Below are 24,472 nucleotides of genomic sequence, written 5' to 3'. Positions count from 1 at the left end.
GGTCATGATGTCCGGCAGCGTAAAAACCGTGTGCCCTTACTGCGGCGTTGGCTGCGGCATGGTGCTGCACGTCGAGAAGGGCGAGGTGGTCAAGGTCTCCGGGGACAAGGAGCATCCGGCGAACTTCGGACGCCTCTGTACGAAGGGCTCGTCGGCCCATGTGGTCTTGCGCAAGTCGGGCCGTCTGGAGTGCGCTTTCATTCGCCGTGAGCGGGATCAGGACCCGATCCCGCTGCCCATGGCGCAGGCAATTTCGGATACCGCTCGCCGTCTGCGCGGCCTGCTTGACGAGCATGGCCCGGACGCGCTCTCGTTCTATGTGTCAGGCCAGATGTCGATCGAGGCGCAATACCTCGTCAACAAGCTCGCGAAAGGGTTTGTCGGCACCAACAATATCGAGTCCAATTCGCGGCTCTGCATGGCGAGTGCCGGCAGCGGCTACAAACTCTCGTTGGGTGCCGACGGGCCGCCGGGTTCGTACGAAGACATCGACCGGGCCAACCTGTTTTTCGTGATCGGCGCGAACATGGCCGACTGCCATCCGATCCTGTTCCTGCGTTTGATGGATCGCGTGAAAGCCGGGGCGAAGCTGATCGTGGTTGACCCGCGTCGCAACGCAACCGCCGACAAAGCCAGTCTCTTCATGCAGATAAAGCCGGGCACCGATCTCGCGTTGCTCAATGGCCTGCTGTATCTGCTGCATCAGAACGGTCATACCGATGCTGATTTCATCGCCGGGTCCACCGAGGGTTGGGACGCAATGCCCGCCTTTCTGGAAGACTATTCGCCGGACAAGGTGGCCGGGATCACCGGTATCCCCGAAGCAGATATTCGCCGCGCGGCGCAATGGATAGGTGAGGCGCCCGAATGGATGAGCTGCTGGACCATGGGCCTCAACCAGAGCACGCATGGCACCTGGAACACCAACGCCATCTGCAACCTGCATCTCGCGACCGGCAAGATATGCCGTCCCGGCAGCGGCCCGTTCTCGCTCACCGGCCAACCCAATGCGATGGGCGGGCGCGAGATGGGTTACATGGGGCCCGGATTGCCGGGGCAGCGCTCGGTGCTGGTGGAGGAGGACAGGGCTTTTATAGAAGACCTGTGGGTTGTTCCGGCGGGGACGCTCAAGACAACGCTCGGGCAAGGCACGGTGGATATGTTTTCGCGCATGGTGACGGGCGAGATCAAGGCCTGCTGGATCATCTGCACCAATCCGGTTGCAAGCGTGGCGAACCGGCAGACTGTGATCGCGGGTTTGCAGGCCGCGGAACTGGTCATTGCACAGGACGCGTTCCTCGATACCGAAACCAATCGCTACGCCGATGTCCTTCTGCCCGGTGCGCTGTGGGCCGAGGCCGAAGGGGTGATGATCAACTCCGAGCGCAACATGACGCTCATGCAGAAAGCGATCGGCCCGCCGGGCGCCGCGCTGCCGGACTGGCAGATCATCGCGCGCGTGGCAGGTGAAATGGGTTTCGCCGGCGCGTTCAGTTATGCCTCGGCGCAAGAGGTATTCGCGGAGATCACGCGGGCTACGAATCTCAAGACGGGCTACGACTTGCGCGGCGCGAGTCACGAACGCCTGCGCGAAACGCCGTTGCAATGGCCTTGCGCGCCGGACGCTGCGGCTGATCGCAATCCGGTTCGTTACATCAACAACGGCGTGAGTCAGACGCTCAGGCAAATGCCGGACGGCAGCCGTCCGCGCCTGGCCTTTCCCACATCAAGCGGCAAGGCCGTCTTCTTCGCTCGTCCGCATGTGTCGCCCGCGGAAATGCCGGACAGTGAACGGCCCATCGTGCTGAATACGGGACGCTTGCAGCATCAGTGGCACACCATGACCAAGACCGGCAAGGTGCCCATGCTGAACAAGCTGAACCCTGCTCCGTTCGTGGAGATCCATCCTGAAGATGCCGCGTCGCTGGGTATCAAGGCGAAGGACGCAGTCGAGATTCGCTCGCGCCGCGGGCGCGCTGTCTTGCCGGCGATCGTCACCGACCGCGTTCGTGCCGGCAACTGTTTTGCCCCCATGCATTGGAACGATGTCTTTGGCGAAGAGCTCTGCATCAACGCTGTGACGAATGATGCGATCGATCCAATCTCGCAACAGCCGGAATTCAAGTTCTGCGCCGTTGCGCTCAGCCGCGTGGCGCCCAAAGCGGACGCGCCGAATCCCGAAACGCGTGACGATACGGCCAACCCGGAGCACACCGAGCCTGTTGCCGCCGACCACGCCCGTACGACCCAGGAACTGGACATGTCCCGCATCGATGCCCTTGCCACGCTGCTCGGGATTCCGGAAACGCCGCCCCCCGAACTCAGCGAGACTGAACGCACCTACGTCGCCGGTTTCATGAGCGGCCTGCGCTCGATCCAGGGCCGGGCAGCGGGCGGCGTTCCAACGTTGCCGCTTGGCGCACCCGTGGGCCTCGCTACGCGGCTCTGGCTCGATGGCGTTCTCGCGGGCCTCTTCAGCCGCGTGGAAGTGTCTCCGCCGACGGTTGCGACTGCCGCCGAGTCCTCCGTCCGGATTGCGCGGGCGCGGCCGAAAGTGGTTTTGCTGTGGGCGTCGCAGACGGGAAATATCGAATCTTTGACCGAACGATACGCAACGCAATTGATGGAGTCCGGCTTCGAGATACGGACCACATGCATGGCTGACTACGCGGTCTCCGACCTGGCAAAGGCACAGTATGTCTTGCTGATGACCAGCACGTTCGGCGACGGCGATGCTCCCGACAACGGCCAGGGTTTCTGGACCGGGATCAGTGCGGATAACGCCCCGCGTCTGGATGGCGTGCGCTACGCCGTGCTGGCCTTCGGCGATCGCAACTACGACGCGTTCTGCGGTCACGGCCGCAAGCTCGATGCCCGTTTGCTCGAACGCGGAGCGATCCGTTTGCTGGAGCGTGTCGATTGCGATGCCGAGTACCAGCCCGCTGCCGACGCGTGGCTCGAGCGGATTGTCGCGCGAATCAAGGAAGAGGATGCGGCGCTGCATGCGGTCCCGGCCGACGGAATGATTCCGGCCGTGCTGCCCGGCACGGTGCCCTCGAAGTCCCACCCAGCGGCGTCGCGGCTGGTGAAGAATCTGCGGCTCAACAAACATGGCGCGACGAAAGACACGCGCTATTTCTCGCTGGCCACGGCCGGCGCGGGGCTTGATTACGAAGTTGGCGATGCGCTCGGCGTCTGGCCGAGCAACTGCCCCGAACTGGTCGATGAACTGATCGGCCTGAGCGGTCTCAAGGCGGATACGGCTGTCAACGTGGCGGGCGTGGGCGAGATGCGGCTGGCCGATGCGCTGGGCAAGCACTACGAGATTGCCCGCCCGAATCACGACGCGCTGGCGTTCATCGCGGCCCGGACGCGCAACGGTGCAGGGAGTGCGGACAGTCCATTAAGCAGGCTGCTGCGCGAGGACAGCAAGCCGGACCTGAAGAAATGGCTGTGGGGCCAGCAACTCGCTGACGTACTGCATGAATTCCCGGTGGAGCTTTCAGCGCGGGAACTCGTTGGCATGCTCAAGCGTATGCAGCCGCGTTTGTACTCGATCGCATCGAGTCCGAAGGCACATCCTGACGAGATACATCTGACCGTGTCGGCGGTTCGGTATAACAATGGCCGGCGTCAACGCAAGGGCGTGTCCTCGACCTTTCTCGCCGATCGTGCGGTGGATGTCAGCGTGCCGGTGTACATCCAGAAATCGGCGCATTTTCGTCTTCCCCATAGCGGCGATGCACCCATGATCATGGTCGGCCCCGGCACGGGCGTTGCCCCCTTCAGAGGCTTCCTGCATGAACGCCTCGCGCGAGGCGACACCGGCCGCAACTGGCTGTTTTTCGGCGAGCAGCATGCGGCCACGGACTATTACTACGGCGATGAACTTGACGACATGCGCCGCAAGGGTCTGCTGAACCGTCTTGATCTTGCCTTCTCGCGCGACCAGGCCGACAAGATCTATGTGCAGGATCGCATGCGTGAGCATGGCGCGGAACTATGGGCGTGGCTTGAGGCCGGCGCGCATTTCTACGTCTGCGGCGACGCAAGCCGCATGGCCCGCGATGTCGACGCAGCGCTCAAGTCTGTCGTTGCCCGGCACTCGGGCATGAGCGACGACAAGGCTCAGGAATACGTCAGTGAGATGGTAGGGGACAAGCGTTATGTACGGGACGTGTATTGAGTTTCGCGTGAAAGCCCCGCGATTTCGTTAACCGCGCAACTGCTGCGCGGCTATGTCTTCAAGCGAGCGCCCACGCGTTGGCACGCCCATCAGCACCACCGCTGCCGCACCGACCAGCAGCACGAACGTGGTTGCGCCAAACACGCCTGGAAAACCCAGCAACGGATACACATATCCGACCAGGATAGGGGCGGCGATCGCGCCTAGCCGGCCGATGGATGACGCCAGGCCCGTCCCGGTCGCGCGGACATCGGTTGGAAAAACTTCGGGCGTGTACGCATAGACACCCGCGTACGTGCCGTTCATGAAGAACGACAGCAGCACGCCGGACAACATGATGCCCGCGTCGCTGCCCGTGAGCGCGAGGCCTAGTGCGGAGACCCCTCCCAGCACCATGTACGACGCAATGGTCGCCTGCCGGCCGATCTTCTCATTGAGCCACGCGCCTGAGAAATAGCCCGGTATCTGCGCAAGGTAGATCACGAGCGAGTACGAGAAGCTGCGTGTGATCGTCATGCCGTTCTGCACAAGCAGACTCGGAATCCAGGTGAAAAAAGCGTAATAACTGAAGGTGATCGACAACCACATGAGCCACGTCATGGCGGTGATGCGCGCGAGCTTGCGTGACCAGAGCGCCTTCACATTCGCGAGCACCGAAGCGCGTTCGGCTGCAATGGGAACCTCCGCCGCGGCTGCAGCATCGGTTTCCGGCAGGGGTTCGAGTTTCACGCCTGCGGCCATCAACTCGGCTTCCGCCTTCGCGACGATCGCCTCGGCCTCGGCGTGCCGCCCGCGCGCGACCAGCCAGCGCGGCGATTCGGGCAACGCGCGCCGCCACCAGAGCAACATCACGATCGGCAGCGCGGTGATCACCATGACCACGCGCCATGCGTTCGGGGCCAGCGGGATCACGAAATAGCCGAGCAGCGCAGCCGCCACGAAGCCAAAAGAGAAGAAGCCGGCCAGACTGCCCGTGAATGAACCGCGATACCGCCGTGCGACAAACTCCGACAGGAACGGTGCAACGATCGCGCTTTCCGCACCCGTGCCGAGTCCGGCCACAATGCGTGTCGCGAGAAAAAACGGCCAGTCGTGGGCGGTTGCGCTGGCCAGCGACGCGACGCAGTAGATCACCAGTGCGACCATCATGACGCGGCGCCGGCCGATCAGATCGCCGAGAATGCCCGCGAGCATCGCACCCAGGAAATAGCCGATGAACGTGCCGCTGCCGAGCACGCCCGTTTGCACGCTGCTGAGAGACCATTGCGTGCGCAGCACCGGCAGCAGGAACGCGAGCACGGCGGCGTCCATTGCGTCGAAGGTGTAACCGAGACCGCCCATCAGCAGCAGCCGTCGATGAAAGGACGAAAACGGCATGCGTTCGATACGGGCGGAAATCGTCGACATGGGTAACGCACCTCGCTGGCAGGAGTGAACGGATTCGGCTGGGTGTTTAAGCGTGCTCGAGTTCGTCGAAATGGATATGGCCGCCTTTCATCACCAACGGAATGTGTTCGCCCTGACCGAGCAGGCAGTCTATGGATCGCAGCGGATTGCCGTCCACGACCAGCAGATCGGCGAACGCGCCCGGCACGAGGCGCCCGAGCTTGTCGGTCATGCCGAGCACGTCGGCGCCGGTTATCGTTGAGCTTGCGATGGCTTCAGCCGGCGATAAAACCTCGGCCAGCAGCCGGAATTCATCGCTTTGCAGGCGCTGCGATTCGCCGAGCAGATCCGTGCCGAAGCCCATGCGCACGCCCGCGTGTTTCATGATCTCGAGGGACCTGAGGCCAGCTTCATGCACGTCGGCGACCTTCGCGAGGCTCGCTTCGGGCAGGCCGTATTTGCCGCCCTCGCTGGCGAGCGCTTCGTAGGTCACCAGCGTGGGGACCACGAAGGCATTGTGTTCTGCAACCAGGCGGGCGGTGGTGTTGTCGATGAGATTGCCATGCTCGATCGTGCGCACGCCGCAGCGCACCGCGCGTGCGATGGCGTCCGGTGTGTAGGCGTGGGCCAGCACGTAGTTCTGACGGCCGCGCGCCTCGGCTACGATCGCGCGGATCTCGTCCTCGGAGTATCCCCATGCACCGACGGGGTCGGTCGGCGAGGCCACGCCGCCCGACGCCATGATCTTGATCTGGTCGGCGCCCATCTGGAGTTCCTCGCGCGCGGCGCGGCGCACCTCGTCCACGCCGTCCGCTACCCGCGTGAGGGCGCCTACGCGGACACAGCAGCCGCAGGGTGCGTCCGGTGGCATGTAGTCGCTGCGCGTGCGCATGTCGCCGTGACCGCCGGTCTGGCTCAGCGCTCGGCCGGAGACGAACATGCGGGGGCCCTCCGCCAGTCCGGCCTCCACGGCCTGCTTGAACGGGTACCCTGCGCCGCCGGCGTCGCGGATAGTGGTGAACCCTCGCCGCAGCATCGCGCGCATCAACGGCACGGCGCGCAGCGTGACGAGCACGTTGGGCAAGGTCATCACACGGGGGAGGTTGAATTCGACGGCGATGACATGCACGTGGAGATCGATCAGGCCGGGCATCACCGTCTTGCCTTTCAAATCGATCACACGGGCACTGGCGGATTTGATCGGCCGGTCGGAGACTTCCTTGATTTGCCCGTCTTCGACCAGCACCTCATGGCCGGGAATGAGTTCTGGCTGCAATGGGTCCAGCAGCGCACCGTTGCGAAACAACACCGACGTCATCGCGACTCTCCTGGGAAGGTGGAATCCGGGGGGCGCGGACTGCAGGAGTGGACGCGCCAGCGTGAGCTTGGACTGCATGTGCAGCAAACTATACGCCGCGCTCGGGCGAGCACGCTAGCGTGTCATTAATTGCATAAGGAAAAGAGCGGAGGCAAGCGGCAGGGACTCCGTCATCAACAAGCTCTGCGCGATGCGGGGTCTCGCCTAGTTTTCTTTGGAAGTTGGCGCGGCGAATGCAGCACTCATGCGGTCCGTTTTATCGACTGGCCTTGCAATGCGCGAGAATCCTGTCCGGATCCGCTTGCGCAGGGGTTCTTCGTAAAACCGGAAGATCAGCAGGCTCGCCACGACGGCGAACACCATCGCGATCCAGCCATTCGATTGCCTGAATCCCGCTATATACGCGAGATAGGCAATCGGCACGTGAATCAGGTACAGCGAATAACTTGCCTCACCCAGTCTGATGAAGGTCCGTCGATTCAGCACGTTGATCACCGGGCGCTCGAGCAGTGCGAGTCCCAGGATCAACGCGGCGAACCATGGTGAGGCGAAGTAGAACGCGGGGGAAACTGGCCGCCATAGGCCAAGGACCGTCAGGGCGATCAACGCGCTGCTGACGAGCTTGATTCCTAGTGCATGTCGGCTCACGCCGTGTTCGCGCAGTTGGTGGAACAGGATGGCGGCATAGATGCCTGCGACGAATTCGAAGAGACGGCTCAACGGCAGGCCGACGACAAGAAAGCCGCTGCGCGACAACGGCAGGAAAGTTTGCAGGAACACGATCCAGAGTCCCTGCATCAGGAAGAAGCCGATGCAAGCAAATGTCAGCCACGCCAGGCGCATGGACATCATTTTTCGCAGCATGAGCGGAAACATCAGATAGAAAAACGCTTCACACGAAACGCTGTCGGACGGTCCGTTCCAGGGCTGGTTCACGGCAGCAAACGGGAACCACGCATTCAGCAATAACAACTGGCAGACCAGACTCACGCCCAATGACAGGTACACGTGATTCTTGAGCGCATACCATTGCGCGAGCAACGACGGATCGTTGCCGCCGAGCAGGTACAGCGTGGTCGGCACGCACAACGCCAGGCCAAGCAAGATGCCGGGATAGATACGTGCAAACCGCGCCTGATAGAAGGGCCGAGGGCCCTTGACCGGCAGTTGATCGCGGTAAGTAAAGGTGAGGATAAATCCGGACAGAACGAAGAACAGGGAAACGGCGGGACGACCGCCATCGACGAAATCGAAGACCTGCGACGGGAGGCGAAGCAGACCCAGTTCTGAGTAATGCGAAACAACTACCGTGATGGCAGCAAGGAAGCGGACGCTGGTCAACGCGGGCAGGGAACCGCCAGACTGGTCTATCGGCGCGCGCACTGTGCCTCCCGTTCTGCTGTTTTATCGCTTGGGCAGCGTATCACCGCGTAGGCGGAATCAATGTCCGCGAGCACTCGCAAAATGCAATTGGCGGACCACGCCGTTACTTTGGCGGCATTCAATGCCATGAAGGCGTGTAGCGAGCGAGCGCTCGAACAAGGCTATGATTGTCTTCAGACAATTCGACCGCTGCATGAGTTGCATTGGTTGCCGGTCCGGCGGCTCGCTATCTATCGATCAAAGGAGACCTGCATGAGCAGCATGGACGTTGTACAAACAGAGCGCGCGAGCGAAATCGCCCGGCGGGTGGAAGATTTTGTGCGCACCGTGGTAATCCCTTATGAACGCGATCCGCGTTGCGGCAGTCATGGCCCGAGCGAAGAACTGGTGCGGGAATTGCGCGGCAAGGCGCGGGCTGCGGGCGTCCTTACGCCGCATATCCTGGACGGAGGGGACCATCTCACACAGCTTGAAACCGCAACCGTCCTGAAGCGCTCAGGCTTGTCGCCGCTTGGGCCCGTTGCGATAAATACCGCCGCGCCGGACGAAGGCAATATGTACCTGATCGGCAAGATCGGCACTGCCGTTCAGAAGGAACGATTTCTTGCGCCGCTCGTAGCGGGTAATGCACGTTCGGCTTTCTTCATGACCGAACCCGCATCCGACGGCGGTGCGGGCTCCGATCCTTCCATGTTGCAGACCACGGCCAGATGCGACGGCGAGCACTGGGTCATCGAAGGCACGAAGGCCTTCATTACCGGTGCTGAGGGGGCATCGGTCGGCATTGTGATGGCGCGCAGCAACACCGGCGAAGACGGGGATGACAAGGTCAGGGCGACCATGTTTCTTGTCGACCTGCCGCATCCCGCTATTCATCTCGAGCGAATCCTCGACACTATCGACAGTTCAATGCCAGGCGGTCACGCGGTGGTGCGTATCAACGGGTTGCGCGTGCCGGACAGCCAGGTGCTGGGCGAAGCGCACGAAGGGTTCAAGTATGCGCAGATCAGGCTGTCGCCCGCGCGGCTGTCGCATTGCATGCGCTGGCATGGCGCGACCACGCGCGCGCATGAGATCGCGACACAATACGCCTGCACGCGCCGCGCATTCGGCAAGTTGCTGATCGATCACGAAGGCGTGGGGTTCATGCTCGCGGAAAACCTGATTGACCTGCAGCAGGCGGAACTGATGATCGACTGGTGCGCAGCCGTACTCGATGGCGGTTCGCTAGGTACATCCGAAAGTTCAATGGCAAAGGTTGCGGTGGCCGACGCGCTGTTCCGCGTGGCTGACCGCTGCGTGCAGGTCATGGGCGGCACCGGCGTATCGCGCGACACGGTGGTCGAGCAAGTGTTCCGCGAGATTCGCGCGTTTCGTATCTACGACGGCCCCACTGAAGTCCACAAGTGGTCGATCGCGAAGAAGATCAAACGCGACACGCTTTCGGCGCTTGACGGCGGCTAGCCGGCACTGAAAACCTGTCCAGGCTCGCGACCGATCAGTCGCAATCCATCCCACCTAGCCGAACAACGCGCGCGCTTGCGAGTACCCGAGCGCGCGATGCGATTCCCATTGAACGTCGTCGAAGAACTGGTTAGCGGTTGTTTCGTGCGGGAAATCGGGACTTGTGTTCTTGTATTGACGGACGTCATGAGGGGCTGCCGCGCTCAGGCGCGGTTTGATCGCGAGGATCTGGCCGGTGCGCCCGTCCGGAAACGCAACCATCAGGCGAATCGCGAGATAGTCCGGGTCTTTCGCAAATTCATCGAACGATTTCGCAATCATGCGTGGGTTCAGCCGCAAGCCATCGGGCGAAGTGATCTTGCACGATGATTCATAAATTTCGATACCGAAGTCGACGCGAACCCGCCGCGTCAGGTTAGCCAGATCGTCAAACTCGTAGGTCGGATCGCAACCGTTGTCGAGTATGACGATGAACGCCATCTGGCGGCGCAGCAATTCGTATGCGCCGGTATTCTCGAAGTGACCGCCGTCCGTCAGATACCAGCGCCGGCCTCGCGGTCCGTCGAACTGTCCGAGCAGTTCGCTGGTCAGGCAGAACTGCGTACCGAACACCTTCTCGCGAAAAGGGTGCTTGGGATCTTTGTTGTCCGGAATCGGTACGCGTGCACGCGGGTTGCTCGTTGTGCTTTGGCGAAGCGGCGCGGAGTACGTGTCCCACCAGTACCCAAGGCGAATGTTGGCAATGCCCAGCAACAGCGAATAACCCGGACGCGTCATTTGTCCAAGTCCGGTGCTCACCGCCGCGCCCGAGATCGCGATCCAGTCGCCCAGCATCATTGACTCGAGCCAGATGCCCGGTGTCGGGTGGCCGGACAGGATGTGCGAAGCGGGCGTGGAGATGTCGTTCGCGCGATTCCATTCGCATTGCAGCACGCCGAGTTTTGCGCCAACGGTCATGCCCGCCGGCCCGATGCTCATGATCATGCCGCGCGCACCACGCTGCACCAGCGACGAATTCCAGTCGATGGTCTTGTTGACCGTGGTGTTGATCAGATGCACCGGCGCGCAACTCAGGCCGTGGTAATACTGGCCCATCGCAATGCTGTCGCCGGGAACGAGCGACGTGACGTCGCGGCGGTTCGCCTGATCGAGCCGTACGCTATTGGTCGCGCCAATGAACGCACGCGTGAGACGCGTGCTGTAAAAGCGCTGGTAGGTCGAGAGATTGAGAAACTGGATGCAGAGGCCATCAATGATCGCGAGGATCAGTATGACGCAGCAGGTGGCCCCAAGGAACAGCAGGCCGTTGTGATTGGCATCCTGCAAGGCGCTCGGGAGCCGGTCGAGAAGCGCGGACTTGTCTGCATAGTGCTTCAATGCGGCAGCGACGGCGCGGGCGGCGATTGACCAGAACGTCAGCGTGAGCAATGCGGCGAGTATGGCGGCGACCGAGGCAAGCACGATCCGCGGTACTTTCATCAGCCGGTCCGTGACGGTGCTGCCCTGGGACAAAAGGAACTTGGCCGCCGCCCAGATCGCCGCACCGGAACTTGCCAGCACGCCAAGCGAAGCAGGCACGAATGAACCATCGGCGGTAGCGGTAGTGGTTGCGGTTGCGGTTGCAGTTGCAGTTGCGGCCTCGCTCGACGTCGCGAACGCGCACGCTTGCGAAGCAGTGCCCGAGCCGAAAAAATGGTGAGCGAAGACGGGCGCGCATGCGTAGCCTATCTGCCCGATCGCATCAATGGCGGCGATGGCGGCTGCCCAGATCATGACCTGGATCGGACCGGAAAAGAAGCGATGGCGGCCGAAGCGAAGCGGCGTGGTGTACGCGTTCGTCAATGCGTTGCGCAGGCGGTCCGCAAATGCGCGGCTATCGAGGCGGGACGCGGGCGTAGCTCTCGGACCGGCGCGCCATGCCATGCCCGACGTTCCCGGCGACGCGTTACGGTTCACGAAGCTCCATGCAATAGCGAACGCTACGACAGCAAGGATTTCGGTAAGGATCACGAACCATGCGCCGACGCCGATAAACGAATAAGCCCGGCCGGCCGATGCGGCCGCCGAGGAATGCACCGGCATGATGGTCCCTGGCCGATTGATCTCCACGCTGACCAGGGCGATCAGGGTCACCAGCACCAGCGAGGCGGCAGGCAATACCTTGTAGATCGGATGTGTTCCCTGAGCGAGATTTTGCGTGAGCCAGTATGCACGGCTCAACGGTGAAATGAGCAGGATGGAAACCGCCAGCGCCAGCAGGCCGGGAACCGATTTGAGCAGCGGGTGCCAATGATCGGCGAAGCTGGCGAAGTGAAAGATCGTGTAATTCGCGAGACTGATCCAGAGCAGGATGGTCAGCAGCGACACCCCTATGACATATTGCAACGCGAACCAGTTTCGCAGCGAGAAGGCAATGGATTGCAGCACATCGCTCATGCCGTTCGGCACGAGGTAGTTGCAGTTATCGCGCAGGTACGCAATGGGCGTGACTGAGGTGGGCTTGCTGGCGGATGCCTTTGGACCCAGCGTATCGGCAGCCTTTTGCGCTTTTGTCTTGAACTCGCCTGGCGGTGTTTGCGTGCCGCCGGTGCGCAAGGTATCGGGAACAAAAAGGCTGCCATAGAACGCGCCGATGTAGCTTCCGCCCGATACCGTCGATACATAGCTGAAGTGTTTCAGCACTTGCTGATCCGCCATGGCCTGCAGGACGCCGAGTGAAAATACCGCGCTGCGAATACCGCCACCCGAGATGGCGAGGCCGGGTATGCCGGCGGCATCGTGCAGGTTGCCGGAATGCTCGTCAGGCAGCGGGTCGAGCCCGACCGCCTGCCTATGACGCCGCGCTTGTGCAATCTCGATGCCGATGAAGTCCGGTGGCAACGTGGAGGAGCTATGGTCTTCGGCGTTGGCGGCGGGGGGCGCCGCTGGAAGCAAGGAACGGCGTTTTGCGGGCACACGGCGTCCGAACAAACAGGCGATGAGATTCAGCATGGCGGATTTTCCCGAAAAACTTTCGTGAGTCGGACGCTCTTAGTGCTTGGATGTGCATTCGGTGTTCGTCACGCCTAATTGTCAGAACAATGCCCGGGCTGTGTTCTGCTGTTTCCGTCATTGCGGCGCCTGACGAATGTACTGCAAAGTGTTTTACGTGTGGGCGGTTTCGCGATGACGCAGAAGTGCGTTGATCGGGATCGGGGGAATAGCGAGGGGGATGGTGAAGCCGGGCGATAGGGATTCAAGCCCGGGCGCACGATGAGCCCGGGCTTGAATCTGAAGGAAGCTGTCCTGCTTCAGCCGTTCTGCGTGCTGCTTTTGTAGCTTCCCGTGCTGGCGAATCCCTTGAGGATCAGCATCAGGTGGAAGTAGAGGCGTTTGCTGAGCCCGTAGTTGTACGCATACAGATGCGCAAGCGCGATGCTGAGGCCCTGCATGGGTTGATGGTTGCGTGCGTACACCGACACGACAATGGGCACGATCCGCTTGAGCGCCAGCTCGCGCGCAGACTCAAGGCTGCTGTCCAGCTTGAGCGACTTGAGAAAGTCGTACGCCAATACGGCCGCAGCGGTGGTGGAGCGTGCCGTGGTCTTGGACATCGAGACATCGGTCTTCCGATAAAACGACACGTATTCCTTGAGGTAATACACCTTCGTGGCTGCAATGCAGATCTGCGCGCCGAACACGAATTCGCAGCCAATGCCGTACTGCTTCCGGTAACTGATTTTCTTGACCAGATCCGCGTTGGCGAGCCAACCGTTGTTCGGCATCATCTGGATCAGGCCGGTGCGCCCCGGATTGTCTTGCAGGCCGGTCACGGCTTCCGTGCGGTGGTAATCCGTATTGAGCTTACGGCTGGCTTCCATATCCACGCGCCCGGTATCGTCCATTTGATATTGGTCGCCGAATGCGATTTCCAGGTCCGGGTGAAGGTTCCAGACGGACAGCAGGCGTTCTATACAGTCGGGTTTGAGCGCATCGTCATCGTGGATAAGCAGGATTTTATCGCCCGTCGCCCGCTCGAAAAGACTGGCGATATTGTCTGCCTGCCCAAGCGGCGGTTCATTCTTGACATAAGAGATGCGCGTTTCGTGCAAATACGTTGTATCGATCAGGTTGCGCGTACGGGTATCGCTGGAATCGTCGCCAATGACTATTTCAATGTTCGCGTGAGTTTGGGCAAGACACGAGGTGAGCGATGCCATCAGCAGTTCGGGGCGATTGCACGTTGGCAGGCAAATAGAGATCTTGGTCTGTCGCATGATGTCTTCACCGTAGGCTGAATGGTTGGATCGACCGGGCATATTCGGGTTAGACCGCGAATAGTGGCGTCGGATTATTGAAAGACTGCGTAAGGGTGGCGTTGTTGGTTTTATACGGTTGCGCATTTATTTCGTCAACGCGATTAAATGGCGATAAAACCAGATCGATTTATTTTTAATTTTTTTCCACGCAAACGCTTAAGAATGAGCGCTCGGATGCGGGGGCATTCAAGCGCTCGTGCCCAAGGCAAAAAGGATCTATTCGCCTTCGAGGTTGTAACCGCTGAACCCCATGAGCGCGGACAAGCGGCCGGCCATCTCGCCGACCATCCTGCAAACCTCGTCGAACTCGGGATTGATCTTTTTATCAATACGCTCGAGGTACGGCACGTTGACCGCGGCAATGGCGTCGCCACTGCTTCCAATCACGGGAAAGGCCATGTTGGTCACCCCGCGCATCTGCCGGCTGGGCACGATCTCATGCCCGGTCGCGCGAATCTCGTCGAGCAACGCAAGCAGGACCGCCGGCTCCACGTCGTTCTCGCCTTCCACGCGCGTATGCGCGGCGAGCATCCGCTCCCGTTCGGCAACGTCGCGAAACGCGAGCAGCACGTGGCCTGACGAGGTATCGGTGAGGCCCATCACCGCGCCGACTTTCAAGCCGAAGGACCATCGCTCGGGACTATCGACTTGCGCGATGACCGCTACGCGGCCGCTGTTGTAGATCGATAAATGGCACGACTGCCGCGTCGTATTCGCGAGATCGCGCAACAGCGGCAGCGCCATGGCGGTCAGCGACCGGATGGGCTGTTGCCGGTGCGCCATCTCGAAGAGCCTGAGCGTCAGCGTGTAACGGTCGTTGTGATCACCCTGTACATAACCGCGGCGCTCGAGCGTCACGACCATGCGAAAGATTTCGCTCACGGTGCGGCCGAGTTTCACCGATAGTTCGTTGAGCGTGTAACCCTCGGCCGTGTCCACGAGCACGTCGAGAATATCGAGTCCTTTTTCGAGGGCGGGGGCCGTGTAGCGCGGGCTGTCGGCGTTCTCGCCGGACGCGTTCCTGGAGGGTTTCAGAACTGTATTCATGGCAATGTAGTGAGCGAAAAAGAGCGCGTTGTCATCAAGCCGGGCGAGGCAGTCAAAGCGCTTGATCGCGGTTGGCAATGCGCTCGGGCAAGCCGAAGAGAATCAGCAGGGCCGCCAGGATCAGGACCGCCGCAATGGCGTACAAGCCGCCGGAGGGCACGCCGGTGATATCGACCACCTTGCCGACCAGATACGGGCTGATGATGCCGCCCAGGTTGCCGATCGAGTTGATCAACGCGATGCCGCCGGCCGCTGCCGTGCCGCTCAGGAACGCAGGCGGCAAGGTCCAGAACACCGGCAGGCAACCGATCGCACCCACCGCCGCAATCACGAGTGAGATCATGGCAAGCGTGGTGTCATGGGCGAAATACGCGCTCAGCATATAACCGATACCGCCCACGCCGACCGCCAGCCCGAGGTGCCAGCGCCGTTCGCCGCGCCGGTCCGAACTCCTGCCCAGCGCCACCATGCCGATGCCCGCCGCGGCATACGGAATGGCGGTGAGCAGGCCGATGGTCATCGGGCTGGTGATGCCGGTGTTCTTGATCAGTTGCGGCATCCAGAACGTCAGCCCATAGAGTCCCATCAGCATGAAAAGATAGATCAGCGAGAGCAGCAGCGTGCCGGGCTGGCGCATGGCGTCGATGAATTTATGCGACGTGCCATGATCCTCGCGATCCAGGTTGGCTTGCAGCACGGCCTTCTCTTCAGCGCTGAGCCATTTCGCGCTGGCAATGCGGTCGTCGAGAATGGCGAGCACCAGCAGGCCGAGCAGGGCGGTCGGCAAACCTTCGAGCAGGAACAGCCACTGCCAGCCCGCCAACCCGCCGAGACCGGCGAAGCGCGTCATGATGAAGCCCGACAAGGGACCGCCGATCACGCCCGAGATGGAGATCGACGTCATGAAAAGCGCATTGATACGTGCTCGCCGCTTGGCAGGAAACCAGTATGTGAAGTACAGGATGATGCCAGGCAGGAAACCCGCTTCTGTCGCGCCAATCACGAAGCGCAGCACGTAGAACCACGTCTCCGATGTGACGAACATCATCGCGGCCGAGGCAATGCCCCACGAGATCATGATGCGTGCGATCCAGACGCGCGCGCCGACCCGGCTCAGGATCAGGTTGCTGGGGATTTCGAAGATGAAATAGCCCACGAAGAAGATGCTGGCGCCAAAGCCGTACGCGGCGTTGGAGAGGCCCAGGTCACCCTGCATCTGCAGCTTGGCGAAGCTGATGTTGACGCGATCGAAGTAAGCGAAGATGAAGCAGACGATCAGCAACGGTACGATCCGCCACACCGCCTTTCGATACGCATTTTCTTCAAGCGCGGCGGCTTCCGGGCTCGCCGCGAGCGGAATCGATCCTGACATGGAGGTCTCCTCTTGTGTTTTTATATTCTCAAGCTATACGAATCAATCAGGATCAGTTCGACCAGCCGCCGTCGATCATGTGGATCGCGCCGGTGGTGAACGCGGATTCGTCGGAAGCAAGGTAAGTCACCAGCGCCGCGACTTCTTCCGCGCGCCCGACACGGCCAATAGGCTGACGCGCGACGAACGCGGCACGGACCTGTTCTTCGTCGAGATGCGACGCCGCCGCCTGGCTCGCGATCCGTCCACGCAGCGACGGCGATTCGATCGTGCCGGGGCAAATCGCGTTGCAACGGATGGCCTGGCCGACGAAATCCGCCGCGACGGACTTCGTCAAACCGATCACGGCCGCCTTCGAGGCGCCATAAACAAAGCGGTTTGGCACGCCTTTCACGCTTGACGCCGCCGAGGCCATGTTAATGATCGATGCCCCTTTGCCTGCCTCGATCATCGCGGGGAGGAATGCGCGAATGGTCCGGTACATGGCCTTGACGTTCAGGTCGAAGCTGAAATCCCAGTCCTTGTCCGCGCACTTGAGGATGTTGCCGTCGTGGACGTAACCGGCGCAGTTGAACAGCACGTCGAGCGGGCCGGTGGTCGCGGCGAACGCGTCGACATCGGCGGAATCCAGCACGTTCAGCCGTGCAGTGCGCAAGGTAGAGCCGGCGCCTGCCTCGCGGGCGAGTTCGGCGAGTGCGCTTTCGTCGATATCGGTTGCCCAGACGTGAGCACCTTCGGCCGCCAGCATCAGTGCGGAAGCCCGTCCAATGCCTTTTCCGGCAGCCGTCACCACGATGTTTTTGCCTTCGACACGCTTGACCATTGATGCTCCTTGTTCGGTTGTGGGTCCTTTCGATGCGGTTCCCCGCATGGGTTTCACGCTAAATTTTCACATATGAAAAGATTTTTTATAAGTAAAGGTAAACGCTGAGATAAACGCTGAGAAGCATGCGCACGGGCTTCCGGAGGGGTTTTCCGCCCGGGCCGACGGCAGGGATTGGCGTTCCGCCGGCGGGCGGGCAAAAAAGCCGCGCGAGCGAAAACGGTCGCGCGTGATACCGTTCCCCTTTTTCCAGCAAGGAGACGGCCATGCCGACCGGACGAGTAAAGTGGTTCAGCGATGCAAAGGGTTTTGGTTTCATCACCCCCGATGACGGCAGCGAAGAGTTGTTCGCCCATTTCTCGGAGATCAAGACTGAAGGTTTCAAGTCACTGCTCGAGAACCAGAAGGTGAGTTTCGATATTGGCCAGGGCCCGAAGGGCAAGCAGGCGTCGAACATCCAGCCTGCCTGAAACCCCTCCGGGTCCCCTTCGAATTGTTTTTGAATCCGCCGGCCAGTACATGCTGGTCTGCGTCGTGCGAAGCGCGGGTGTCTGACCCTGCCCCAAGCTGCCGCCGCGCGACACGGGCTGCATTGTTATCCCGCGTGCCGCTCCGGATGCCGCAGCCGCGAGTTATTGCGTCCATACGAGATGTAGATCACGAGCCCGATCACCAGCCAGACCACCAGTCGCGCCCACGTGACGAGTGGCAGGCCGGTCATTAGGAGCACGCAAAACAGGATGCCGAGGATGGGCACGACCGGCACGCCCGGCACACGAAACGGCCGGCTTGCATCGGAGTCGCTGCGCCGCAGGTAGATCACTGCGCCGCACACCAGGACGAAGGCGAACAGCGTGCCGATGCTCACCATCTCGCCCAGCACGCTGATTGGCGTGAAGGCCGCGACAATGGCAACGACCACGCCAATCATGGTCTGGCTGAGGTGAGGCGTCTTCAGGCGGGGATGAACCTGCGCGAACAATCCGGGCAGCAAGCCATCCTGCGACATCGTGAAGAAGATGCGGCTCTGTCCGTACAACAGCACAAGGATCACGGTCGTCAGGCCGGTCAGCGCGCCAATCTTGATCAGGATGGAGAACCACGTGAGGCCAATCACGTCCACGCCCCTCGCAATAGGATCGGGCACGTTCAATTCGCCATAAGGCACAAGTCCGGTGAGCACCCCCGCCACCGCGATGTACAGGATCGTGCAGATTACCAGTGAGCCGAGAATGCCGATCGGCATGTCGCGCTGCGGTTTCCTGGCTTCCTGGGCACAGGTCGATACCGCATCGAAACCGATGAACGCAAAGAACACGACCGCGGAGCCACGCAGGATTCCGCTCATGCCGAAGTTGCCGAACTCGCCCGTGTTCGCCGGGATGAACGGATGCCAGTTCGCGGGATGCACGAAGAACACGCCCAGCGCGAGAAACGCCACCACGACAAACAGCTTGATCGCGACCATGACGTTGTTGAGCCGCGCCGACTCCTTGGTCCCCATCACAAGCATCAACGTGAGGATCGCGATGATGAAGACAGCCGGCAGGTTGACCATGCCCGCCACGGATGTTCCGTCGGCAAGCTTCACCATGGTGCCGGGAGCCGCCGCCAGCCGGGGTGGAATGGAGATGCCCACGTTATGGAGCAGGCTGACGATATAGCCCGACCAACCGACCGCAACGGTGGACGCGCCCATGGCGTACTCGAGGATCAGGTCCCAGCCGATGATCCATGCAAACACCTCGCCCAGCGTGGCGTATGTGTAGGTGTAGCTGCTGCCGCACACGGGCAGCATGGCCGCGAGTTCGGAATAACACAGCCCGACAAACGCGCACGCAATACCGCCCAGAATGAACGACAGGATGATGGCCGGTCCCGCGAACTGGGCGGCGGCGGTGCCTGTCAGCACGAAGATGCCGGCGCCGATGATGGCGCCAATGCCCATTGCCGTAATGCTGAGTGCGCCCAGCGTTTTCGCTAGCGGGCGCTCGCCGCCGTCAGCACTCTTGACTATATCCGCAACGGATTTGCGCGCCATGTAACTCGTGTCAGCCATGATGTGTCGCCTCGGTTGTACGTTGGTGGGCACGAGTTGGTGCGGGCGTATTGCCCGGATCAACTTGGCGAGTCACTACGAAAAACGCTTGATGCAAGACGACTCACGTCGACTCACTTCAACGAGTGAGCGACGCTGACGGATTTAGTCTATGCCTAATGAAATTCAAAGTGAAGCTATGCAATGCCCTGATCTTGCCCCGCTCGGAGTGCAAGATCAGCGTGGCATGCGCAGTGCTACAGAGGAGGATTGAACAAACGCGTGAGCACGCGACAGGTTTGCGGCAATGCAACGTTCAACGAAGCTCGCGGAGCTTCGTATTGACTCGGTATCAGTGCTTGCGGCGCTCACGTACTGCAGCAGCAAGTGTCTGCAAGACCGGTTCGGTTTGTGTCCACGCGAGGCAGGCATCGGTAATGGAGACGCCGCGTCGCAGTGCTACACCGGGCTTCAGGTCTTGCCGGCCTTCTTCCAGATGACTTTCGATCATCACGCCGATAATGCGCGAGTCGCCGCCGCTGAGTTGCCGCGCGATGTCCTGACCTACCTCGATCTGGCGCAGATGCGACTTGCCCGAATTCGCATGCGAGCAATCGATCATCACCTGCTCACGAAGGCCCACGTCCTTCAGTGCGGCACAGGCGGCGGCGACCCCTTCGCTATCGTAGTTCGGCCCCTTCTTGCCGCCGCGCAGGATCACGTGCGCGTCCGCATTGCCGCGGGTTTCGAAGATGGCAGCCATGCCCATCTTGGTCATGCCCATGAACGCGTGGCTTGCTTGCGCCGCGACGATTGCATCCGCCGCGATCTGCACGCCGCCGTCTGTGCCGTTCTTGAAACCGATAGGGCAGCTAAGCCCGGACGCCAGTTGCCGATGGCTCTGACTCTCGGTCGTACGCGCGCCGATAGCACCCCATGCAATCAGGTCCGCGATGTACTGCGGGCTCAGCAGGTCGAGAAACTCGGTGCCCGTCGGCAAGCCGATGCCGCTGATGTCCAGCAGTAGCTGGCGTGCACGGCGCAGGCCTTCGTTGATCCGGAATGTGCCGTCCAGAAGCGGGTCGTTGATGTAACCCTTCCAGCCCACCGTGGTGCGGGGTTTTTCGAAGTACACGCGCATCACGATCAGCAGGTCGTCGCGCAGTTCGTCAGCGGTGGCCTTCAGGAGATGGGCGTATTCAAGCGCCTGGTCATGGTCGTGAATCGAGCACGGTCCGACGACAACAACCAGCCGGTCGTTGCCGCCGTGAAGAATGTCGGCTATTTCAACGCGGCTTTTTTCAACCAGCGCCTGCACCGCGAGCGGCACGGGCAAGTCGTCTTGCAGCAGCGCGGGGGAAATCAGCGGACGGACGGCACCGATGCGGACGTCGTCGATGCGGGTAGTGTCTTGCGTCGAGTCGGCACGGCCGGCCTCCTGGTCGTGAAACGGGTTGTCGAGGCGGCTCATTGGATGATTCTCCGGAAAACAAGGTGACAGGCCGGGATTATCGCATTTGAGCCGTGCTTTGGGACGCGGCTGAGACTGTGGAGCCGGTTGCTCGCACTCGGGGTTGGATTTGCAAAATCCGCTGTGTCCACGAGCGCGATTGAAACAATGGGCCGCCTGAGTCTTTAGCCTGGATCTTCATTCCGCCACCTTCCATGCCTGGCAAACCGCCGGCGAGCGGCCCCGTCACGATCAGCGCGAAGGGCTGGGACAACAGGAACAAACCGAATATGCGCCCGCGATGCCGCCGGAAACCACTGGCTCAGGTAGAACACCACGCCGGGATAAAAACCCGCTTCGGCCGCGCCAAGCAGGAACCGCAGCACGTAGAAGCTCACCGGTCCGTTGATGAGCGACATGGCTACCGTGATGGCGCCCCACGTGATCAGGATGCGCGCGAACCAGCGGCGCGCGCCGAAGCGCACCAGGAAGACGTTGCTCGGCACTTCGCACAGGAAATAGCCGATGAAAAACAGGCCCGCGCCGAGACCGTACGCTGCATCGCCAATAGCGGCATCCGCGTTCATCTGCAGCTTGGCGAAGCCGAGCGTGGAGCAGTCAATGTAGGCGACCAGATAGAGCAGAATGAGAAACGGGATGAGCTTGGCCGTCATCAGCCTGATGACGCGTGTTTCGCGATTCAAGATTTCGTCTCCGGTATCCTTTTTTAATTAAAGTAATACTAAATCTTGTCCCCATAACAATTCGGACGCTTTTACCCGCAATTTAGTCATACTATTTTGGACTTTTCGCGGTGCTTATGCTATGCGTACGTCGGTCAGGACCGAGGCTTTCTTTCACTGAACATGGACTATCGACATCTCCAGCAAGGCAAAAGCATGCACGGGCGCATCGTGCAGGATCTCGGCATGGATATCGTCGGCGGCAAGGTTGCGCCGGGTGAACGGCTGCCCGCCGAAGTGCTGCTGTGCGAGACCTACGGCGTGAGCCGTCCCGTGCTAAGGGAGGCGACACGCGTGCTGGTCGCGAAGGGGCTCGTGGTGTCGAAGCCGCGGGTGGGCAGTGTCGTCAGGCCGCGCGCCGACTGGCACATGCTAGATCCCGACGTGCTCCACTGGACGCTCAGCAGCGTGCCCGAAGGCGAATTCTTCCGCGCGCTGCTCACCGTGCGGCGCATCATTGAACCTGCTGCTGCAGCGCTCGCGGCGACCAGCGGCAGCAGTGACGACCTTGCACGGATCGAGGCGGCTTACGAGCGCATGGAAGCGGCCGCAACCGCGCCGGAATTGCTCGAGCCCGACCTGGAGTTTCATCGCGCGATCATGGCAGCCACGCACAACGACATGCTTGCGTACATCGGCAATATGCTGTCGCTCGCATTGTCCGAATCCATCCGCCTGACCAGTCGTCATCCCGATACCCACGCGCTCTCCTTGCCGAGGCACAAGGCGATCCTGACGGCCATTCAAAGCCGCGATCCGTTGGGCGCGCGGCAGGCCAGTCTGGTGCAGCTCGAAAGCGCACGCGTTGATGCGGACAGCGTGCTCGAGGACGGCGGTGCGCGCCGCGCTTGATGGCGATTCAATTTAACCAATTAGTGGAAATATAGTCAGACTATTGATGATTTAAGTCCGGGTTTACTCCGTTACCGCTCCCATTCAACGCGAAATATAGTGTGACCATTAAAAGCCTGTGAAAAGGCGTCCATTCGCGTAGACGAGGAGACGGATGTGGCTGACAAGCTCGTATCTCCAGCCGGAGTAGCAGCCGGCGCCGGCATGAATTTTCGCTGGACCGTGCTGATATGGCTGGTGGCGGGCGGCATCATTAATTACATCGACCGGGCGAGTCTTTCCATCGCCGCACCGGAAATGATTCGCGAACTTGGGCTTTCACGCACGCAGATCGGCTTGCTTGGCACCGTGTTCGCGTGGACTTACGCGGTCATGCAATTACCGGCGGGCTGGGTGATCGACCGCTTCGGCGCAAAGAAGGCCTACGCGGTTGCCATGATCTGGTGGAGCATTGCGACCTACATGACCGGCGTGGTCGGGTCGGTCAGCGCACTGCTCGTGATGCGCGCGTTGCTGGCGGTCGGCGAAGCGCCGTGCTGGCCGACCTCGGCGAAGATTACCGCCGCGTGGTTCCCGACCAAGGAACGCGGGTTTGCCACGGGCATCTGGGATTCATCGTCAAAATGGGGGCCTGCGCTTGCCCCCGCTGTGCTCGTCGCGTTGATGATCGCGTTTGGATGGCGCTCGCTCTTTCATGTGGCTGGGGCTGTCGGCATTGCATTCGCTATCGTTTTTCTTTTTCTTTATCGAAATCCCGAGCAGAGCAAGCGGCTTTCGAAGGAAGAGTTTGCTTATATAGAAGCGGGCGGAGGCGGCCGCGAGCGGTCGATCAGCAATTCAACCCACGAGTGGCGCGGATTGTTCACGCACCGCAGCGTGTGGGGCATGATCCTCGGCTACTTCTGCGCAATCTGGTTGTGGAACCTGTTCCTCGTGTTCCTGCCGTTGTATTTGCTCGATCGATTCCATATATCGTTCGTACAACTCGGTATTTACGCGAGCATTCCATGGATTGGCGGCGCGGCAGGCGAAATCATCGTGGGGTATCTGACCAAGAAGATGGTCGATCGCGGAATGGCGACGTCTATTGACGCCAAGCGCATGTGGATCGTGATCTGCGCGATTGGCGCGGCGGCGTCAGCAGTGGCGATCCCCTTCGTCAATTCCCTCGGTCTCACCATCACGCTGATGACGCTGGGTCTTGCGTTCCTCGCAGCGATCATTGGCGCGGCGTGGGCGCTGGCGTCGGACGTTGCGCCCAAGTCGATGGTCGCCTCCGTCAGCGCGATCCAGAACTTCGGCGGGTATTTCGGCGGCGCGTTCTCGCCGGTGGTGGCGGGGTTTATCGTCGATAAAACCGGCTCTTATTCGATCGCGTTGATTTCAGGCGGGTTGATTGCGGGATGCTCCGCGCTGTTTTATTGGTTCATGGTGCGCAGGGTGGTGCCGGAGCGGGGAGTGACTCAGGGGGCGTGAGATTTGATCACGTCTTGCGCCGATACCCCACGGTCGCCAGTCAATCCCCGCCATCCACGGCCGATTGTCGATCTTCCGCGAACTTCCAGCCCTCGTTCCCGTTTCCGTCGCTCCTGACGACCGGAAAAAACCTTGACGCACCCCAAAAACCAGCCTATAACCATCTCATTGGATGGTAATGGGATGTTTTTGATGATTGAGAAAGTTGAAGTACTCAGGCCGAAGGGCGGTGAGACGGAGAAGATCACGATCAACCTGGGTCCGGTTGACCTGGGGCAGATCGACCTGCTGGTGGAAGAGGGGTTCTATTCCAACCGCACGGACCTGATTCGTACGGCTATCCGCAACCAGCTGGCGACCCACGCTCAGGTCCTGAACGAAACGGTGACACGGCGCGCGCTGGTGCTGGGCATGCAGCACTTTTCGAAGCGCGATCTTGAAGCGGCACGAGAGGCGGGCGAGCGGTTCGATATTCAGGTGTTGGGACTCGCGAGCATCGCTGCCGACGTGTCCCCCGAACTGGCGCTCGAAACGATCGCATCGATCGTCGTGCTCGGCGCTTTTCACGCCTCGCCTGCGGTGAAAGCTGCATTGGCCAGCCGGATTGCTTAGTGATGCTTATAGAAAGAAAAGCAG

General features: G+C 61.0%; 16 protein-coding genes and 1 pseudogene. 6 read left to right on the top strand and 11 right to left on the bottom strand.

Features of this window, described 5'->3' with window-relative positions; translation table 11 throughout:
• The first annotated feature begins 4 nt into the window (after positions 1-4).
• Positions 5-4,186 (top strand): bifunctional nitrate reductase/sulfite reductase flavoprotein subunit alpha, encoded by a 4,182-nt coding sequence (locus AWB69_RS05215; protein ID WP_062082854.1) that lies wholly within the window; start codon positions 5-7, stop codon positions 4,184-4,186.
• Between the two features lie 27 nt (positions 4,187-4,213).
• On the opposite strand, the gene AWB69_RS05210 is transcribed toward AWB69_RS05215, so the two are convergent.
• From AWB69_RS05210 to AWB69_RS05200, 3 genes are all read right to left on the bottom strand, one after another.
• On the bottom strand, positions 4,214-5,593 hold the full coding sequence (locus AWB69_RS05210) for an MFS transporter (protein WP_062082851.1): 1,380 nt from the start codon (positions 5,591-5,593) through the stop codon (positions 4,214-4,216).
• Between the two features lie 46 nt (positions 5,594-5,639).
• Positions 5,640-6,890: a metal-dependent hydrolase family protein gene (locus AWB69_RS05205; protein ID WP_062082849.1), complete on the bottom strand. Its 1,251-nt coding sequence runs from the start codon at positions 6,888-6,890 to the stop codon at positions 5,640-5,642.
• 204 nt (positions 6,891-7,094) lie between these two features.
• Positions 7,095-8,273: an acyltransferase family protein gene (locus AWB69_RS05200; protein ID WP_062082847.1), complete on the bottom strand. Its 1,179-nt coding sequence runs from the start codon at positions 8,271-8,273 to the stop codon at positions 7,095-7,097.
• Positions 8,274-8,534: 261 nt separating this feature from the next.
• Here AWB69_RS05200 and AWB69_RS05195 point away from each other — a divergent pair, with 261 nt between their 5' ends.
• On the top strand, positions 8,535-9,737 hold the full coding sequence (locus AWB69_RS05195) for an acyl-CoA dehydrogenase family protein (RefSeq protein WP_062082981.1): 1,203 nt from the start codon (positions 8,535-8,537) through the stop codon (positions 9,735-9,737).
• Positions 9,738-9,791: 54 nt separating this feature from the next.
• Here the strand turns inward: AWB69_RS05195 and AWB69_RS05190 are convergent, their stop codons facing one another.
• The 5 genes from AWB69_RS05190 to AWB69_RS05170 form a co-directional block, all read right to left on the bottom strand.
• Positions 9,792-12,728 (bottom strand): patatin-like phospholipase family protein, encoded by a 2,937-nt coding sequence (locus AWB69_RS05190; protein ID WP_062082844.1) that lies wholly within the window; start codon positions 12,726-12,728, stop codon positions 9,792-9,794.
• Positions 12,729-13,027: 299 nt separating this feature from the next.
• The gene (locus AWB69_RS05185; RefSeq protein WP_062082979.1) at positions 13,028-13,993 is read right to left on the bottom strand and encodes a glycosyltransferase family 2 protein; all 966 of its coding nucleotides are present in this window, start codon (positions 13,991-13,993) and stop codon (positions 13,028-13,030) included.
• Positions 13,994-14,251: 258 nt separating this feature from the next.
• Complete coding sequence (locus AWB69_RS05180) at positions 14,252-15,082, bottom strand: IclR family transcriptional regulator (protein WP_062082977.1); 831 nt, start codon at positions 15,080-15,082, stop codon at positions 14,252-14,254.
• A gap of 52 nt (positions 15,083-15,134) precedes the next feature.
• Positions 15,135-16,454 (bottom strand): MFS transporter, encoded by a 1,320-nt coding sequence (locus AWB69_RS05175; RefSeq protein ID WP_062082841.1) that lies wholly within the window; start codon positions 16,452-16,454, stop codon positions 15,135-15,137.
• 52 nt (positions 16,455-16,506) lie between these two features.
• Complete coding sequence (locus tag AWB69_RS05170; protein WP_062082839.1) at positions 16,507-17,277, bottom strand: SDR family oxidoreductase; 771 nt, start codon at positions 17,275-17,277, stop codon at positions 16,507-16,509.
• 266 nt (positions 17,278-17,543) lie between these two features.
• Between AWB69_RS05170 and AWB69_RS05165 the strand changes: the two genes are divergently transcribed.
• Positions 17,544-17,747 (top strand): cold-shock protein, encoded by a 204-nt coding sequence (locus AWB69_RS05165; protein ID WP_031363642.1) that lies wholly within the window; start codon positions 17,544-17,546, stop codon positions 17,745-17,747.
• Positions 17,748-17,872: 125 nt separating this feature from the next.
• Here the strand turns inward: AWB69_RS05165 and AWB69_RS05160 are convergent, their stop codons facing one another.
• The 3 genes and pseudogenes from AWB69_RS05160 to AWB69_RS05150 form a co-directional block, all read right to left on the bottom strand.
• Positions 17,873-19,336 (bottom strand): amino acid permease, encoded by a 1,464-nt coding sequence (locus AWB69_RS05160; RefSeq protein ID WP_062082837.1) that lies wholly within the window; start codon positions 19,334-19,336, stop codon positions 17,873-17,875.
• A gap of 331 nt (positions 19,337-19,667) precedes the next feature.
• The gene (locus tag AWB69_RS05155; RefSeq protein WP_062082835.1) at positions 19,668-20,786 is read right to left on the bottom strand and encodes a 3-deoxy-7-phosphoheptulonate synthase; all 1,119 of its coding nucleotides are present in this window, start codon (positions 20,784-20,786) and stop codon (positions 19,668-19,670) included.
• Between the two features lie 187 nt (positions 20,787-20,973).
• Positions 20,974-21,472 (bottom strand): annotated as a pseudogene (locus AWB69_RS05150) (MFS transporter); the annotation flags it as partial.
• Between the two features lie 159 nt (positions 21,473-21,631).
• On the opposite strand from AWB69_RS05150, the gene AWB69_RS05145 reads away from it, so the two are divergent.
• The 3 genes from AWB69_RS05145 to AWB69_RS05135 all read left to right on the top strand — a co-directional run bounded on the left by AWB69_RS05145 (position 21,632) and on the right by AWB69_RS05135 (position 24,448).
• Positions 21,632-22,360, top strand: a complete 729-nt coding sequence (locus AWB69_RS05145) for a FadR/GntR family transcriptional regulator (RefSeq protein WP_062082832.1) — start codon at positions 21,632-21,634, stop codon at positions 22,358-22,360.
• A gap of 156 nt (positions 22,361-22,516) precedes the next feature.
• Positions 22,517-23,836 (top strand): MFS transporter, encoded by a 1,320-nt coding sequence (locus AWB69_RS05140; protein ID WP_231936983.1) that lies wholly within the window; start codon positions 22,517-22,519, stop codon positions 23,834-23,836.
• Positions 23,837-24,028: 192 nt separating this feature from the next.
• The gene (locus AWB69_RS05135) at positions 24,029-24,448 is read left to right on the top strand and encodes a hypothetical protein (protein ID WP_062082975.1); all 420 of its coding nucleotides are present in this window, start codon (positions 24,029-24,031) and stop codon (positions 24,446-24,448) included.
• Positions 24,449-24,472 lie beyond the last annotated feature (24 nt).

The sequence above is a fragment of the Caballeronia udeis genome, from assembly GCF_001544555.2.
In the GTDB taxonomy this organism is placed as follows: Bacteria; Pseudomonadota; Gammaproteobacteria; order Burkholderiales; family Burkholderiaceae; genus Caballeronia; species Caballeronia udeis.
Note: the sequence above shows the minus strand (reverse complement) of the source record. Positions and strands in the feature narration are given on the sequence as shown.

What these genes read in the sequence shown, in the direction of transcription:
- AWB69_RS05215 (WP_062082854.1), top strand. Translation starts at nt 5, where the DNA reads ATGATGTCCGGCAGCGTAAAAACCGTGTGCCCTTACTGCGGCGTTGGC.
- AWB69_RS05210 (WP_062082851.1), bottom strand. Translation starts at nt 5,593, where the DNA reads ATGTCGACGATTTCCGCCCGTATCGAACGCATGCCGTTTTCGTCCTTT.
- AWB69_RS05205 (WP_062082849.1), bottom strand. Translation starts at nt 6,890, where the DNA reads ATGACGTCGGTGTTGTTTCGCAACGGTGCGCTGCTGGACCCATTGCAG.
- AWB69_RS05195 (WP_062082981.1), top strand. Translation starts at nt 8,535, where the DNA reads ATGGACGTTGTACAAACAGAGCGCGCGAGCGAAATCGCCCGGCGGGTG.
- AWB69_RS05190 (WP_062082844.1), bottom strand. Translation starts at nt 12,728, where the DNA reads ATGCTGAATCTCATCGCCTGTTTGTTCGGACGCCGTGTGCCCGCAAAA.
- AWB69_RS05185 (WP_062082979.1), bottom strand. Translation starts at nt 13,993, where the DNA reads ATGCGACAGACCAAGATCTCTATTTGCCTGCCAACGTGCAATCGCCCC.
- AWB69_RS05180 (WP_062082977.1), bottom strand. Translation starts at nt 15,082, where the DNA reads ATGAATACAGTTCTGAAACCCTCCAGGAACGCGTCCGGCGAGAACGCC.
- AWB69_RS05175 (WP_062082841.1), bottom strand. Translation starts at nt 16,454, where the DNA reads ATGTCAGGATCGATTCCGCTCGCGGCGAGCCCGGAAGCCGCCGCGCTT.
- AWB69_RS05170 (WP_062082839.1), bottom strand. Translation starts at nt 17,277, where the DNA reads ATGGTCAAGCGTGTCGAAGGCAAAAACATCGTGGTGACGGCTGCCGGA.
- AWB69_RS05165 (WP_031363642.1), top strand. Translation starts at nt 17,544, where the DNA reads ATGCCGACCGGACGAGTAAAGTGGTTCAGCGATGCAAAGGGTTTTGGT.
- AWB69_RS05160 (WP_062082837.1), bottom strand. Translation starts at nt 19,336, where the DNA reads ATGGCTGACACGAGTTACATGGCGCGCAAATCCGTTGCGGATATAGTC.
- AWB69_RS05155 (WP_062082835.1), bottom strand. Translation starts at nt 20,786, where the DNA reads ATGAGCCGCCTCGACAACCCGTTTCACGACCAGGAGGCCGGCCGTGCC.
- AWB69_RS05145 (WP_062082832.1), top strand. Translation starts at nt 21,632, where the DNA reads ATGGACTATCGACATCTCCAGCAAGGCAAAAGCATGCACGGGCGCATC.
- AWB69_RS05135 (WP_062082975.1), top strand. Translation starts at nt 24,029, where the DNA reads ATGATTGAGAAAGTTGAAGTACTCAGGCCGAAGGGCGGTGAGACGGAG.